This is a genomic window from Streptomyces sp. NPDC005303 (genome assembly GCF_040607335.1).
GTDB lineage: Bacteria > Actinomycetota > Actinomycetes > Streptomycetales > Streptomycetaceae > Streptomyces.
This window is the reverse complement of the sequence record NZ_JBEXGM010000003.1, coordinates 176,557-191,418: the sequence shown is the minus strand read 5'-3', so window position 1 is coordinate 191,418 and position 14,862 is coordinate 176,557. Positions and strand designations below refer to the sequence as shown.

At 71.1% G+C, this 14,862-nt stretch carries 14 protein-coding genes; 4 read left to right on the top strand and 10 right to left on the bottom strand.

Features of this window, described 5'->3' with window-relative positions:
• Positions 1 to 49 precede the first annotated feature (49 nt).
• From ABZT93_RS07270 to ABZT93_RS07240, 7 genes are all read right to left on the bottom strand, one after another.
• The gene (locus ABZT93_RS07270; protein ID WP_356100255.1) at positions 50 to 721 is read right to left on the bottom strand and encodes a FadR/GntR family transcriptional regulator; all 672 of its coding nucleotides are present in this window, start codon (positions 719 to 721) and stop codon (positions 50 to 52) included.
• Between the two features lie 65 nt (positions 722 to 786).
• A complete protein-coding gene (locus ABZT93_RS07265) occupies positions 787 to 2,082 on the bottom strand; it encodes an amidohydrolase (RefSeq protein ID WP_356100253.1) in 1,296 nt (431 codons plus the stop codon).
• Positions 2,079 to 2,840: a nucleoside phosphorylase gene (locus ABZT93_RS07260; RefSeq protein ID WP_356100252.1), complete on the bottom strand. Its 762-nt coding sequence runs from the start codon at positions 2,838 to 2,840 to the stop codon at positions 2,079 to 2,081. Before ABZT93_RS07260 ends, ABZT93_RS07265 begins: the two co-directional genes overlap by 4 nt.
• Positions 2,837 to 3,706, bottom strand: a complete 870-nt coding sequence (locus ABZT93_RS07255; RefSeq protein WP_356100250.1) for an ABC transporter permease — start codon at positions 3,704 to 3,706, stop codon at positions 2,837 to 2,839. The genes ABZT93_RS07260 and ABZT93_RS07255 overlap by 4 nt, the downstream gene beginning before the upstream one ends.
• A complete protein-coding gene (locus tag ABZT93_RS07250; protein WP_356100248.1) occupies positions 3,706 to 4,758 on the bottom strand; it encodes an ABC transporter permease in 1,053 nt (350 codons plus the stop codon). The genes ABZT93_RS07255 and ABZT93_RS07250 overlap by 1 nt, the downstream gene beginning before the upstream one ends.
• Before the next feature lies 1 nt (position 4,759).
• Complete coding sequence (locus tag ABZT93_RS07245) at positions 4,760 to 6,301, bottom strand: ABC transporter ATP-binding protein (protein WP_356100245.1); 1,542 nt, start codon at positions 6,299 to 6,301, stop codon at positions 4,760 to 4,762.
• Positions 6,282 to 7,337: a BMP family ABC transporter substrate-binding protein gene (locus ABZT93_RS07240; protein WP_356100242.1), complete on the bottom strand. Its 1,056-nt coding sequence runs from the start codon at positions 7,335 to 7,337 to the stop codon at positions 6,282 to 6,284. Before ABZT93_RS07240 ends, ABZT93_RS07245 begins: the two co-directional genes overlap by 20 nt.
• A 308-nt stretch (positions 7,338 to 7,645) precedes the next feature.
• On the opposite strand from ABZT93_RS07240, the gene mtnA reads away from it, so the two are divergent.
• On the top strand, positions 7,646 to 8,677 hold the full coding sequence (gene mtnA, locus ABZT93_RS07235) for an S-methyl-5-thioribose-1-phosphate isomerase (RefSeq protein ID WP_356100239.1): 1,032 nt from the start codon (positions 7,646 to 7,648) through the stop codon (positions 8,675 to 8,677).
• 52 nt (positions 8,678 to 8,729) lie between these two features.
• Here mtnA and mtnB read toward each other — a convergent pair whose 3' ends face one another.
• From mtnB to ABZT93_RS07220, 3 genes are read right to left on the bottom strand one after another with little or no spacing between them, the layout of a single operon-like run.
• Positions 8,730 to 9,338: a methylthioribulose 1-phosphate dehydratase gene (mtnB, locus tag ABZT93_RS07230; RefSeq protein ID WP_356100236.1), complete on the bottom strand. Its 609-nt coding sequence runs from the start codon at positions 9,336 to 9,338 to the stop codon at positions 8,730 to 8,732.
• The gene (gene mtnC, locus ABZT93_RS07225) at positions 9,335 to 10,054 is read right to left on the bottom strand and encodes an acireductone synthase (protein WP_356100233.1); all 720 of its coding nucleotides are present in this window, start codon (positions 10,052 to 10,054) and stop codon (positions 9,335 to 9,337) included. The genes mtnB and mtnC overlap by 4 nt, the downstream gene beginning before the upstream one ends.
• Positions 10,051 to 10,635 (bottom strand): cupin, encoded by a 585-nt coding sequence (locus tag ABZT93_RS07220; protein WP_356100230.1) that lies wholly within the window; start codon positions 10,633 to 10,635, stop codon positions 10,051 to 10,053. The genes mtnC and ABZT93_RS07220 overlap by 4 nt, the downstream gene beginning before the upstream one ends.
• Before the next feature lie 515 nt (positions 10,636 to 11,150).
• On the opposite strand from ABZT93_RS07220, the gene ABZT93_RS07215 reads away from it, so the two are divergent.
• The 3 genes from ABZT93_RS07215 to ABZT93_RS07205 are packed head-to-tail and all read left to right on the top strand — an operon-like array spanning position 11,151 to position 14,857.
• Positions 11,151 to 12,248 (top strand): substrate-binding domain-containing protein, encoded by a 1,098-nt coding sequence (locus ABZT93_RS07215; RefSeq protein ID WP_356100227.1) that lies wholly within the window; start codon positions 11,151 to 11,153, stop codon positions 12,246 to 12,248.
• Positions 12,235 to 13,785 (top strand): sugar ABC transporter ATP-binding protein, encoded by a 1,551-nt coding sequence (locus tag ABZT93_RS07210; RefSeq protein ID WP_356100223.1) that lies wholly within the window; start codon positions 12,235 to 12,237, stop codon positions 13,783 to 13,785. Before ABZT93_RS07215 ends, ABZT93_RS07210 begins: the two co-directional genes overlap by 14 nt.
• Before the next feature lie 25 nt (positions 13,786 to 13,810).
• Complete coding sequence (locus tag ABZT93_RS07205; protein ID WP_356100219.1) at positions 13,811 to 14,857, top strand: ABC transporter permease; 1,047 nt, start codon at positions 13,811 to 13,813, stop codon at positions 14,855 to 14,857.
• Positions 14,858 to 14,862 lie beyond the last annotated feature (5 nt).

Here is a 14,862-nt window from a genome sequence, read left to right as displayed (position 1 = left end):
CCTCCGAGCGGTGTCCCGTCGGGACAGCGGGGCTCCACGCGCGAGTGACTCACAGAGTGGACCGCAGCCACTGTTCCACGCTCGCGATGTGCACCGTCGCCCAGGAGCGGGCCGCCTCGCCGTCCCGGTCCCGCAGGGCCTCCAGGATCGCGCGGTGCTCGTGCAGGGTGCGGCTGACCGCGTCCTCCTGGGTCAGTCCGCGCCAGATCCGGGCCCGGGTGGTGGGACCCGACAGTCCGTCAAGGAGGGAGCACAGTACGGAGTTGCCGGAGCTCTGCACGATCCCGCGGTGGAAGTCGAGATCGCAGGCGACCAGTTCCTCCACCGAGGGGCTGGCGCCGAGCTTGTCCAACTGGGCGCCCAGCGCGTCCAGTTGCTGCTCGCTGATCCGGGAGGCGGCCATCGCGGTGGCGGCCGGCTCCAGGATGCGGCGCACCGCCAGGAACTCCAGGACCGTGTCGTCGCGATGGAAGTCCACGACGAAGCTCAGCGCCTCCAGCAGGAGTTGCGGGTCCAGGCTGGTCACATAGGTGCCGTCGCCCTGGCGTACGTCCAGGATGCGGATCAGCGACAGCGCCCGCACCGCCTCGCGCAGCGAGTTGCGGGACAGCCCCAGCTCGGAGGCGAGTTCGCTCTCCTTGGGGAGCCGGTCGCCGGGGCGCAGCGCGCCGGAGACGATCATGCCCTTGATCTTCTCGATCGCCTCGTCGGTGACAGCCATCTCCGGCCTCCTTCTCGCCCCACTGTGCTGAGACGTCGGATGTCTCAGCCCATTATGGAGGCTGCTCAGACGAGCGCCTCCAGATCCGCGATTACCGCCCGCTCGTCGAGCGTGCGCAGCTCACGGTCCCGCATCAGTACCCGCCCGTCCACGACGGTGTCCCGCACGTCCGCCGAGTGCGCCGCGTACGCCAGCGTCGACCACGGGTCGTGCAGTGGCCGCAGATGCGGGGCGTTCAGGTCCAGGACGATCAGATCGGCCCGCTTGCCCGTCTCCAGCGACCCCAGGTGCTCGTGGAGCCCCAGCGCCCGCGCACCCTCGATCGTCGCCATCCGTACGGCCCGCTCGGCGCCCACCGCCGTCGGGTCGCCGCCGGCCTTGTGCACCAGCGCCGCCTGCCGTACGGCTCCCAGCACGTCCAGCGAGTTGGAGCTGACGGCCCCGTCCGTGCCGAGCCCGACGGTCACCCCGGCGCTCAGCAGCCGCGGCACCGGCGCGATCCCGCAGCCCAGCTTGAGGTTGGAGACCGGACAGTGGGCGACCGAGGTGCCGGTGCGGGCCAGGGCCGCGATCTCCGGTCCCGTGAGGTCCACGGCGTGCGCGAGCAGCACGTCCGGGCCGAGGACGCCGAGCGAGTCGAACAGTTCGACCGGCCGCTTGCCGTACTTCACCTCGACGGTGGCGACCTCGGCGGCGTTCTCCGCCGCGTGGAGGTGCAGCAGCGCCCCGAACTCCCGTGCCAGGGCCGCGATCTCGGTGAGCTGGTCGGGGGAGAGGGTGTAGGCGGAGTGCGCGAAGACGACGGGACGCCGTCCGTGCCGGGCGGCTCCCCGCTCCTCCAGGTCTCGCCGGGCCCACGCGAGCCGCTGCTCGTACGCGAGGCCGTCGGGCGGTTCCGGTACGTCCATGAAGGTGGGTCCTGAGTGCAGCCGCCAGCCCGCCTCCCGGGCCGCCCGCTCGGCCGCCTCGTGGAACCAGTACATGTCGAGCGCCGAGGTCACCCCGGCCCGCACGCTCTCGGCGATCGCCAGCCGCACGGCCGCCGCCACGTTCTTCGGCGCGAGCAGCTCGGCCTCCGCGGGCAGCACTCGCTCCAGGAACCCCTGGAGGGTCACGTCGTCGGCGAGGCCACGCAGCAGGGTCATCGCGAGGTGGGTGTGGGTGTTGATCAGCCCGGGCAGCACCAGGCAGCCCGTGGCGTCAAGGGACTCCTGGGCTGTGAACCGCGTACGCAACTCCTCCGCCTGACCGACGGCCACTATCTCGCCCTCGTGCACCGCCACGGCACCGCCGTGAACCACGGTCCCCGCCTCGTCGACCGTCAGGACGGCTCCGCCGTGCACCAACAGGTCGACGGTCACGGCGTGTCTCCCTCCGCGAGCAGCCGCAGGGCCTCCAGGGACACGACGGCACCCCGCTCGACACCGGCCGCGACGACGTCCCGGTGCGGGTCGTAGACGCTGGTGCCCTCCTCGTCCACCAGCTCGTCCGCGTTCGCCCCGTCGACCACGAGCACGCCACCCGCCACGAGCCCCCGCAGCGAGGCGGTGACCAGCAGCGCCGACAGCTCCATCTCGATCGCCGCGAGCCCGGCACCGTCGTAGGAGAAGAGCGGGATGAGCCCGGGCTGGAAGGCGGCCCGGGTCCAGACGATGCCCCGGTGGTGCGGTGCCCCGGTCTCGCGGGCCGCGCGCTGGAGCGCGAGGACCGCCTCGGGCGCGGAGACCGCCGGGTACTCGGGGGGCAGCAGCTGCTGGGTCACCCCGTCGTCCCGTACGGCCGCCTCGGCGATGACGAGGTCGCCGTCGCCGATGCCGGGCTTCATGGCGCCCGCCGTGCCGAACCGCAGGATCGTGCGGACCCCCGCGTCCGCCAGCTCCTGGAACAGCAGGATCGCGCCGGGCCCGCCCACGCCGTGCGAGGCGACGACGACCGGCACGCCCTTCCAACTGCCGCTGAACACCCGGTACTCGCGGTGGTACGACACCTCCTCGGCACCGTCGAGCAGGGCGGCGACGGCGGCCGCGCGGGCCGGGTCGCCGACGACGACGGCGTGCTCCGGGAGGCCGGTGCGCGGTATGCGGGTGACGGGAAGGAGGTCTGGCTGATCCTGGCTCATGAGGCGACTCCGGACGGAGAAGGGGTACGGCGACGCCGGCGGGCCGTCGTGAGGAAGAGGGCGCCGAGCGTGACGACGTAGGGCGCGGCGTCGGTCGCCTGCTGGGGCAGACCGAGGCCCTGGAGACGGAAGCCGGCCGCCTCGGCGAGACCGAACAGAAGGGCGGCGAGCAGCACTCCGACGGGGGCCGCGCGGCCGAGCATGACCGCGACGACGGCGATCCAGCCGCGGCCCGCCGTCATGTTCTCGGTGAACAAGGTGACGTTGCCGAGGGCGAGTTGGGCGCCGGCGAGTCCGCAGAGGACCCCGGAGACCAGGACGGCCGCGTACTTGTATTTCGCCGGACTCACCCCCAGCGTCGCCGCCGCGTCCGGTGCCTCGCCGACCCCGCGGAGCCGAAGCCCCCACACGTGTCGGGACAGCATCACCGCGGCGACGGCGACCGCCACCCACGACAGATAGGTGAGCGGGGTGAAGCCACCGACCAACGGCAGCCCGGCCAGTGACGGGTCGTCGAAAGTACCCTGCACACCGAAGACCGTACGCAGAAGGAAGCCCGTCAGTCCGACGGCCAGGAGATTCATGGCCACGCCCAGAACCACCGCGTCCCCACGCAGAGTTACCGTGCCGACCGCCAGGATCAGCGAGTACGCGGCCGCCGCGAAGGCCGCCGCAAGAACGCCGAGCCAGGCGCTGCCGGTGAACCAGCTGGTGGCGACCGAGGTGAAACAGCCCATCAGCATCATGCCTTCGAGGCCGATGTTGAACACGCCCGCCCGTTCGCAGATCGCGCCGCCGAGCGCGGCCAGCAGGATCGGGGTCAGCGCGCGCAGCGCCGACATCAGCAGATCGGAGTCGAAGAACATCACACCGCCTCCTTACGGCGGTTGAGCCGGCGGCCGGGGAAGCGGGGGAAGCGCAGCCGGGCCGCCAGGAACACGATCACGATGGCCTGGAGCACCTGCGTCAGCTCGCGCGGCACCTCGGTCGTCCGCTCCATCGCGAGGCCGCCGACCTGGAGGACCGCGAAGAAGAACGACGAGATCACCGTGCCGAGCGGGGCCGCCGTCGCGAGCAGCGCGGCAGTGAGTCCCGTCCAGGTGTAGCCGGGTGCGGTGAGCGAGCCGTCGACGAAGCGGTACGGGAAGCTCAACACCCCGATCGCGCCCACGAGTCCGGCGAGCGCACCCGAGAGGGACATCAACTTCAGGGTGAGGCCCCGGCGTTCGACACCGGCGTACGCGGAGAAGCGTGCGTTGAGGCCCGTCATGCGGATCTCGTACCCGAAGGCGGTGCGCTTGTCCGTGAACCAGTAGGCGGCGGCTGCGAGGACGACGAGGAGAAGGCCAACCGTGACCGTGGAGTCGCCGAACTCGTGCAGCGCCACCCCGTCGGGCATCGCCCGGGTCTGCGGGAGGCTGGAGCCGGGTTCCTTGAGCGGGTAGCGGGCCAGGTAGGAGGCCAGCGAGACCGCCGGATAGCTGAGCAGCAGACTGCTGACCAGCAGCGGGACGCCGAGGTGGTTCTCGCACAGGGCGGCGAGGGCGGCGTACGCGGCTCCCGCCGCCATGCCCGCGAGCAGCGCGAGGACGACCGTGAGGGGCGCGGGCAGCGGCGAGTACAGGCCGGTGACGGCCGCGGTGATCCCGCCGAGCACCATCTGCCCGTCGCCGCCGAGGTTGATCAGCCCGGCCCGCAGCGGGATCGCCAGCGCGAGCGCCATGCCGAGCACACTCGTGCCCGTGGACAGCGTGGAGCCGATGCCGTCGGCGCCCAACGAGCCGGTCAGGACGGCCTCGTAGGCCGTGATCGGGTCCGCTCCGGTGCCGAGGAGGAAGACCGCCCCGATGAGGACGCCCGCGAGCACGGAGAAGGTGACGGGGGAGCGGAGGGCTCCCGTTGTTCGTTCGAGTCTCATGTCAGTCGGCGGCTTCCACTCGCTCGCTCGTCCCGCCCGCCATCGCGAGCCCCAGCGTCCGTTCGTCCGCCTCGGTCTTGTCGTACGTCGCCGTGATCCGGCCCTCGTACATCACCAGCACCCGGTCCGCGAGCCCCCGGATCTCGCTCAGCTCGGCCGAGACGAGGAGGACGGCGTGACCGGCGTCGCGGTAGGCGATCAGCTGGTCGTGGATGTTCTGGATCGCGCCGATGTCCACTCCGCGGGTGGGCTGCTCGACGAGCAACAGCGGGGCGTCATGCGCGAGTTCACGGCCGATCAGCAGCTTCTGGAGGTTGCCGCCGGACAGCGCGGAGGCTTTGGTGTCCGGGGTGGGCGCCTTGATGCCGAAGCGCTCGATCAGCCGCCGGGCGTGCGCCCGGACGGACGCCGGCGGCAGCAGGCCGCGGTGCGAGAGGGACGTACGGTGGTGTCCCATCGCGAGGTTGTCCGCCACCGAGGCCGCAGGGGCCGTACCGACCGCGTGCCGGTCCTCGGGGACGTACGCCAGGCCCTTGAGGCGGCGTTCGGTGGCCGAGGCGTGCGTGATGTCGCCGCCCTTGAGGCTCACCCGCCCGGCCGTGACCGGTCGCAGCCCGGCCAGCGCCTCGACCAGCTCGCTCTGTCCGTTGCCCGCGACACCCGCGATGCCGACGATCTCGCCCGCGCGGACGGTGAGTGCAGCCTCGCGTACTCCGGCGGTCGTCAGGCCGGACACCTCCAGCACCACGTCGGCGGGCGTGCCCGGGGCGTGGATGCGGTCCAACTCGACCGCGCGGCCGGTCATCGCGGCGGCGATCTCGTCGGCGGAGGTCTCGGCGGTGACCAGCCGGTCCACGACCCGGCCGTCCCGCAGGACGGTGACGTGGTCGCTGCCCTCCAGCACCTCGCGCAGCTTGTGCGTGACGAGGATCACCGTTCGGCCCTCGGCGGCCAGCGACTTGAGCACGCTGAAGAGGGCGTCGGCCTCGGAGGGCGTGAGCACCGCGGTCGGCTCGTCGAGGATCAGCGTGCGGGCACCGCGGTGCAGCAGCTTCAGGATCTCCACGCGCTGGCGCAGGCCCACGGGCAGGTCGCCCACGCGCGCGTCCGGGTCCACCGCCAGCCCGTGCTCCTCGGCCAGCTCACGCACCCGGCGGCGGGCCGCGGCCCGGTCCACCAGGCCGAAGCGGCGCGGCTCGGCGGCGTAGACGACGTTCTCGGCGACCGTCAGCGAGTCGAACAGTTTGAAGCTCTGGTGGACCATGCCGAGCCCGGCGGCCATCGCGTCGGACGGGCTGCCGAAGGTGACGTCCCGCCCGTCGATACGGATCGTCCCGGCATCCGGGCGCTCCATGCCGTACAGGACGGACATGAGCGTGGACTTGCCCGCCCCGTTCTCGCCCATCAGCGCGTGGATCTCGCCCCGGCGGACGCTCAGGTCGACGGAGTCGTTGGCGAGCGTGCCGGGGAACCGCTTGGTGATTCCCCGGAGCTCGACCGCGATGTCCGCGCTGTCCCGGGGTTCAGCTCGCGGCGGGGTCATCGACCGTCAGCTTCCCGGCGACGATCTGGTCGCGCAGTTCCTTGACCTTCGCCAGGACGTCCTTGTGGTCGGCGATCACGCACTTCGACGAATCGACGCCGTCCGCCAGGCCGGTGAGGCTGATGCCGCCCTCCTTGAGGCCGTACGACACGGTCGTGCCGGCCTTGCCGGACAGCACCGACTCGATGCCCTTCTCCACGGCGACGTCCGTGCGCTTGATCACGTTGTCGACGACCGTGCCGGGCGCCGAGGGGCACTGGTTGACGTCGACGCCGTACGCGAAGGCGCCCTTGGCCTTCGCGGCCTCGAAAACGCCGTAGTTGCCGGCCGCCGCGGCTGCCATGATCTGGTCGTAGCCCTTGGCGAGCAGGGTGTTCGCCTGCTCCTTGGCGCGGGCCGAGTCGTCGAAGGGGGACTGGCCGCCGACGAAGCGGGTGGAGGTCTGCGTCTTGGCGGCGACCTTCTTCGCGCCGGCCGCGAACGGGTCGCTGTAGCGGCGGAACTGGGGCGTGTCGAGGACGTCGACCGCGCCGACCTTGCCGGACTTGCTGAGCAGGCCCGCCTCGGCACCCGCCAGGTAGACGCCCTCGTGCTCACGGAAGACCGCGCAGCTGACGTTCTGATACGCCTTCGTGGTGCACGCGTCGATGATCAGGAACTGCTGGTCCGGGTTCTTCTGCGCCTGCTGCGCGACCAGGTCGGCGAACTCGAAGCCGACCAGCACGATGACGTCCGGCTTGGTGTCCACCGCGGCTTGCACGTTCTGCTGCTGGGACGCGGTGTCCGTGGACTCGTAGACCTTCTGCGACCCGTCGTGCTGCTTCGCCGCGTCCTTGATGCCGCTGACGGCGAGCTTCAGGAACTCGTTCTGGCCGACGGCGTCGGGGGTGACCAGCGTGAACGACTTGCCGCTGCCTCCGCTCGCGGAGTCGGAGGCGGTGTCGTTCTTGGCGGCGGCGTTGCAGGCCGTGGCCACGGTGACCAGGAGGGCGGTGGCGGCGGCGACTTGGAGCGTACGGCGGTTTCTGCGGGACATCGGGGACCTTCCGGGATACGGCAGAGCGCGCTCCGGCGGGAGCGCGTGAGCGTGGGCGGTGGGTGCCGTGGGGGAGTTGCGGTGCCGAAGGGGACGGGTCAGCGTCGACAGCCGTCGCCGGCACACCGGCCGAAGTCGAGGAAACGGCGCTTGGTCAGCAGCACGGGCTTCCTCCTTCGTCTCGGTCTGCGGACTGATCGCTGGACAGTACCATCCGTTTCCAGACACCTGCTCGAATGTCTCGAACTGTGGTTCCCGCAGGTCATGTACCGTGGCGAACGCCACCGGAACATCAGGAGTGCCCCGAAATGTCCCAGGAATTGCGTGCTGTCGACTGGACCGGAAACGGCCTCGCACTCATCGACCAGACACTGCTTCCGCACCGCACCGAGACTATGGATGTCCGCGATGTGGACACTCTGGTCGACGCGATCCAGCGCCTCGTGGTGCGCGGCGCGCCCGCGATCGGTGCGGCGGGTGGCTACGGCGTCGCGCTGGCCCTCGTGCAAGGGGAGCGCGAGGGCTGGCCGGAGGCCGAGGTGCGCGCGGCCGTCGCCCGGATCCGGGAGGCCCGGCCCACCGCCGTCAACCTCATGGTGTGCGTGGACCGCGTGATGACCCGCTTCGAGGAAGGTCTGGACGCGGTGCTGGAGGAGGCCGCGGCCGTCCAGCGCGAGGACGTCTCGGCGAACCGGGCGATGGGAGCCTTCGGCGCCGACTGGCTGCTCGAGAAGGTGGGCGCGGATCGCCCGTTGCGGATTCTGACCCACTGCAACACGGGTGCGCTCGCGACGGCCGGGTGGGGCACCGCCCTCGGCGTCGTCCGCGAACTCCACGCGCGCGGACGCCTGGAGGTCGTGTACGCCGACGAGACGCGTCCCCTGCTCCAGGGATCGCGGCTCACCGCCTGGGAGTTGGTCCAGGAGGGCATCCCGCACTACGTCCAGGCGGACGGGGCCGCCGCGGGCACGATCCTGCGCGGTGAGGTCGACGCGGCGATCGTCGGCGCGGACCGCATAGCGGCGAACGGCGACACGGCGAACAAGGTGGGCACGGTGGGGGTCGCGCTGGCCTGTGCCGACGCGGGCATCCCGTTCCTGGTGGCGGCACCGACCACGACGGTCGACCTCTTCACCAAGACCGGCGACGACATACACATCGAACTCCGCGACGAGTCCGAGGTGTTGGAGTGGGCCGGCGTCCGGACGGCTCCGACGGAGTCCCGCGGCCACAACCCGGCGTTCGACGTGACGCCCGGACGGCTGGTGACCGGCCTGGTGACCGAGCGGGGCGTGCTGGAGGTCTCGGCGGGCGAACTTCCGGGCGACAGGCTGAAGTAGTCACACACAAAGGAGGGGATCCCCGGCCGGGGACCCCCTCTCTTCGTCCGTCTCAGCGGCCCGTCAGCTCCAACTCCAGCAGCCACTCGACCACTTCGGTGTGATGCCGGGCCTGACGCGGATCGGCACCCCACACGTACAGCCCGTGCCCGGCCACGACCACCGCCGGCATCCTGGGGTTCCGCGCCGCCTCCAGGCGGTCCCCGAGCACCTTCATGTCCTGGCTGTTGGCGATGACCGGCAGCGTCACCTCGACGTCGTGCGCGGGCTGGCCGACGCCCTTGAGCATCTCCAGGTCGCTGAAGACGATCCCGCCCGGCTCCCGCTTGCCCATCGCCACCGAGGCGACCGTGTGCACATGGACCACGGCACCGGCCCCGGTGAGCGCGGCCACGCGCGCGTGCAGCTCGGCCTCGGCGGACGGCTTCCCGCCCTGCACGGCCGCCCCCTGGCCGTCCACCAACACCACGTCCGCGGGCGTCAGTTCACCCTTGTCGTGGCCGCTGGCGGTGACGGCGAGCCGCAGCGGCTCGCGCGAGAGCACCACGGACAGGTTGCCGGAGGTCCCCCGCATCCAGCCGAAGGAGGCGAAGCGGGCGGACTCGGCGGCGAGAACCGCCCCCGCCTCTTCCAGGTCGAGTGCGCTGATGTCGGCGGTCACGTGGTGCTCCTTGAAACGGTGATCTCGTCGAACGTCCCCGCCGCAGCGTGGTCGCCGACGCCTTGCTCGAAGTACGGCTCCCCGGGCCGCCGGATTCCGACGGCGTGCCAGCCCGCCTCACGGGCCGCGTCCAGCTCGCCGGGCCGGTCGGAGAGGAACAGCAGGCGGTCCGGTGCGATGCCGGTCGCCGAGGCGATTCGGCGGTACGACTCCGGCTCCTGCTTGGGCCCCGCGTTCTCGGTGTCGTAGAGCCCGGAGACCAGCGAAGTGAGGTCGCCCTCGGGGCTGTTGGTGAACCACGCCCGCTGCGCGGCGACCGACCCGGACGAGTAGACGTAGAGCCGTACCCCCGACGCGTGCCAGGCGCGCAGCTCCGGTACGACGTCGTCGTAGAAGTGCGAGACGAGGTCTCCGCGGGCGAAGCCCTCGGACCAGATGATCCCCTGGAGGGTCTTCAGCGGGGTCGCCTTGCGGTCCTCGTCGAGCCAGGCGTTCAGCGCCTTCTCGACTTCGGCGGCACCGGCGTCCGGGTCGCCGATCTCCTCGCGCACCTGGGCGACCGCCCGGGCCACCTCGGGGTCCCCGGACCGCTCGGTGAGCAGCGCGGCGAAGCGCGAGCGCGAGTACGGGTAGAGCACGTCGACGACGAACCCCGTGGCGCTCGTGGTGCCCTCGATGTCGAGCACCACGGCGTCGACCGCGTAGTGCAGGCTCACGCGTGGTACCCGGCCGCGATGGTGTCGTAGTCCGGGAAGCGGGAGGCGATCGTGGAGCCGGTGAAGTTGCCGACCCAGCCGTCCTCCTCGTGGAAGAAGCGGATCGCGGTGAAGGACGGGCTGGTGCCCATGTCGAACCAGTGGGTGGTGCCGCGCGGCACGCCCAGCAGGTCGCCCTTCTCGCAGAAGACCGCGTGCACCTCGCCGTTCACGTGCAGATAGAAGATGCCGGAGCCGGAGACGAAGAAGCGGACCTCGTCATCGTCGTCGTGGGTGTGCTCCTGGAGGAACTTCTCACGGGCCGCCTTGGCCTTCGCCGGGAACTCCGGGTCGTCGCTGGGGTGCAGACCGAGGACGTCGACCGTCGTGAAGCCCTCCTCGGCGTTCAGCTTGTCGATCTCGGGGCCGTAGGCGGCGAACACGGTCTCGCTGTCGGCGTCGAAGGGGACGTCCTCGCGGACCGGCCACTGCTCGTAGCGCACCCCGAGCGGCTTGAGGGCCTCGGCGATCTCGGCGGGGTCCGAGGTGCGGCGGACCAGGGTCTCGGGGCCGGACTCGGACCAGGTGGTCAGCAGCGTCATGGGAACAACTCCAGGGCTCTGGAAGGAAAGTCCGGATACCGAGACAAGCACCGGACGGGCGGGGAGGGAAGAAGGGGCGAGGCGGGCAGTTCGTCAGCCGCGACACAGCGCGCCGGGACAGCGGCGTACGCGGGGCATACGCGTCGCTTTCGCGCCAGCTGTCGTCATGGGGGCCTCACTGTGCCGGGTCGGGTGCCGGTCCAGCGATGGTAACTCCGGCCGTGACCTGGGCCGGGTGTGACGTAGTCGATGTCTCACCTGGTGAGAAAGCGGTTCCATGTCTTTGACGTGTGGCTGAAATCGTTCTCATGATCTGCGTATGAAGACGCTGCTGCTCGTGCGGCGGCTGTACGTGGACCTGCTCCGGTCGACCACGGCCAGCTGTCGCTGACCCCTTCCGGAGCCCCGGCCTGCCTGCCCCCACCTCTGTGCGGTGGCGCGTCCCCTTTCCCTGCTCCGGGCCAAGCACTCCCTGCCTCTTCTCCCTTCGCACCACCCCGTTACCTGGAGCCCTCATGTCCCGCGCCCGTCTGTCCCTTGCCGCGCTCTCCCTCGCGTCCGTCTCCGCCCTCGCGCTCTCCGGCTGCTCGCAGTCCACGGACGCGTCGAAGAACACCGGCGACACCGCCGCCTCCGCCTCCGCCGCCACCGGCAAGAAGCCGGCCCCCTTCAGCGCGGGCGCGGTCAAGGTGGCCCTGGTCCGGCAGAGCGGCGCCGGCGACTACTTCGAGCAGTGGGGCAACGGGGCCAAGGCCCAGGCCAAGGCCCTCGGCATCGACCTGACGGTGTACGACGCCCAGGCCGACAACGCCAAGCAGGCCACCGACCTGTCCTCGGCGATCAATTCCGGCGCGAAGGCGATCATCATCGACCACGGCTTCCCGGCGACGATCCAGCCGGAGATCGACAAGGCCGTGAAGAAGGGCATCAAGGTCGTCGTCTACGACGTCGAGACCTCCACCAAGGGCGTGGTCAGCACTGAACAGGACGACGCCAGCATGGCGCAGGCCGTCCTCGACGTGATGTCCAAGGACCTCGGCAAGAACGCCAAGGTCGGCTATGTCAACGTCGCCGGCTACGCGGCCCTCGACAAGCGGAACACCGTCTGGGCGAAGGAACTCGCCGCGCAGGCCTGGAAGCAGCAGTTCAAGGTCGGCAAGGTCACCGACTCCACCGCCACCGACAACGTCCCGCTGGTCTCCGCCGCGCTCACCCAGCACTCCGACGTGACCGGGATCTTCGCGCCCTACGACGAGCTCGCCAAGGGCACCGTCCTCGCCGTCCAGAACAAGAAGCTCCAGGACAAGGTGAAGGTGTTCGGTGCGGACGTCTCCAACGCCGACATCCAGCAGATGACCGCCGCCGACAGCCCGTGGGTCGCCACGGCCGGCACCGACCCGTCCGCGGTCGGCGCGGCCGTCGTCCGAACCGCCGCCCTGGAGCTGGCCGGTCAGCTGAACAAGACCTCCGTGGAGTTCCCGGCCGTCGCCATCACCCAGGACTTCCTGCGCGAGAAGAAGATCGAGAACATGGACCAGCTGCGGGCGGCCCTTCCCGCGCTGAACCTGTCCCAGGTCTCCACCGCGGACTGGATCTCGAATGTCGCCCACTGAGGCTCCCGAGGGCGTCCCCGCGGTCGCACTCACCGACGTCAGCATGGCCTTCGGCGGCAAGACCGTCCTCGCCTCCGTCACCCTCGACATCGCCCCGGGCAGCGTGGTCGCGCTGCTCGGCGCGAACGGCGCCGGGAAGTCCACGCTGATCAAGATCCTGTCGGGCGTGCACACCGACCACGGGGGAGAGGTGCGGGTCGCGGGGGCACCCGCGGCTCTCCAGTCCCCGCTCGCCGCCCGCCAGTTGGGCATCCAGACCGTGCACCAGCGCATCGGCGAGGGCATCGTGCCGGGCCTCTCGGTCGCCGAGAACCTGGTCTTCGAGGAGCTGGCACAGAAGCGCGGAAACCCCTTCCTGAACGGGCGCCGGGTCCTGGAGCGCGCCCGTGAGATCCAGGCGGGCCTCGATCTCGGCTGGAGCGACGCCCTGCTCCGCAGGGATGTCACCGAACTCGGCATCTCTGACCGCCAGTTGCTCATCCTCGCCCGCGCCCTGGCCACCCGGCCCCGGCTGCTGATCCTCGACGAACCGACCTCGGCCCTCTCCGCCGCCGAGGCCGAACGCCTCTTCGCGCTCGTGGAGAAGATGCGCGACGACGGCATCGCGGTCCTCTACGTCTCCCACCGGCTCGGCGAGATCGACGCGCTCGCCGACCGGCTGGTCGTCCTGCGGGACGGCCGTCTCACCGAGGACCAGGCCAAGCCCTTCGACTGGGACAGCGCCCTGCGCGCCATGCTGCAACAATGGCCGGCCCGGCAGGCGCAGGAGGCGACGACGGCACGGCCGGTCGCTCACGGCGACGGTGCCGGTGACGTGATCCTGTCGCTGCGGGGGGTCCGGCTCTTCGAGGGCCGCGCGCCACTCGACCTCGACCTCCGCACCGGCGAAGTCACCGGCGTCGTGGGCCTGTTGGGCGCCGGCAAGACCGAGCTGGCCCGCGGCCTGTTCGGCGCCGAGCCCTTCACGACCGGCTCCACCGAGCTCGACGGCACGCCGTACGCGCCGAAACGGCCCTCCGACGCGATCCGGGCCGGCATCCACCTCGTCCCCGAGGACCGGCACGCCGACGCCCTGGTCCCCGGCTGGTCGCTGGCCCAGAACATCTCCCTGCCGTTCCTGAAGTCGCTGTCCAGGGCGGGCCTCGTCCAGCGGTCGAAGGAGGACGCCCTCGGCCGCGACACCATCGAGGCCCTCGGGGTCGTCGCCCGCGACGAGCACAGCGCCGTGGAGGAGCTGTCCGGCGGCAACCAGCAGAAGGTCGTCGTGGGCCGCTGGCTCGCCGAGACGCCCCGCGTCCTCATCCTGGACGAGCCGTTCCGAGGCGTGGACATCGGCGCCCGGCGGGACATCGGCCGCCGCGCGAGGACCCTCGCCGCCGACGGCGCCGCTGTGCTCGTTCTCTCCGCCGACGTGGACGAGGTCCTGGAGATCGCCGACCGGGTCGTCGTGCTCGCCGCCGGTGAGATCCACCTCGACGCGTACGGCGAGGACGCCGAACGCGACCGCGTCATCCAGACCATCTCGGCGTCCGTGTGACCCCGGCTCCCTGAGGAACTACGCCATGACCACCACCCAGAGCACGGAAGTCCCCACGAAGGCGGCGCTCCCGCCCGCCACCAGCACCGCCGTACGGGTCCAGAACGCCGTCATCAAGTACGGCTTCATCTTCGTCACGGTCGCGCTGTTCCTCTACTTCGCGCTGAGCGAGGGCTCCTTCCGGGAGTCGGCGACCCTCCTCGACACCCTCCGCTACGTCTCAGTCGCCGCGATCCTCGGCCTCGGCGTCACCCTCACCATGGCCGTCGGTGGAATGGACATGTCGGTCGGCGCGGTCGCCGGCCTCGGTGTCTCGGTCGCCGCCCAGACGATGGTCGTCCAGAACCAGGTCGGCGCAGTCGCGATCATCGCGGTGCTCGCGGCGGGCGCCCTCGCGGGCCTGCTCAACGCGCTGCTGATCGTCGTACTGAAGATCCCCGACATGCTCGCCACCCTCGGCACCATGTTCGTGATCCAGGGCGGCAAGCTCATCCTGGTCGACGGCCAGTCCATCACCCCGGGCATGACCCTGGACGACGGCACCACGGCCCCCGGCAGGTTCACCGCCGGGTTCCTGCGCATCGACCGCGGCACGGTCCTCGGCATTCCCGTCTCGGTTCTGATCTTCGGCGGCCTGACCCTCGCCGCCTGGGTCTTCCTCGCCCGCACCCGCTGGGGCCGGGTGCTCTACGCGATCGGCGCCAACCCCGAGGCCTCCCGCCTGGCCGGCATCCGGGTCGGCGCGTACCGGGCCCTCGCCTACGTCCTCTCCGGCGTCCTCGCCTCGATCGGCGGGCTGATCCTGGCGTCCCGCATCGGCCAGGGCGATGTCTCCGCCGGCACCTCGCAGCTCCTGGAGGCGGTGGCCGTGGCACTGGTCGGTACGTCCGTCCTCGGCCGGGGCCGCCCCAACGTCTGGGGCACGGCCCTCGGCGCGGTGCTCATCGGCATCATCACCACCGGCCTGACCATCAAGGGACTGCCCTACTACACCCAGGACGTCGTCGAGGGCGCGGTCCTCATCCTCGCCCTGGTCTTCAGCTTCACGTTGTCCAAGCGCCGTACCGCATAGGGGAG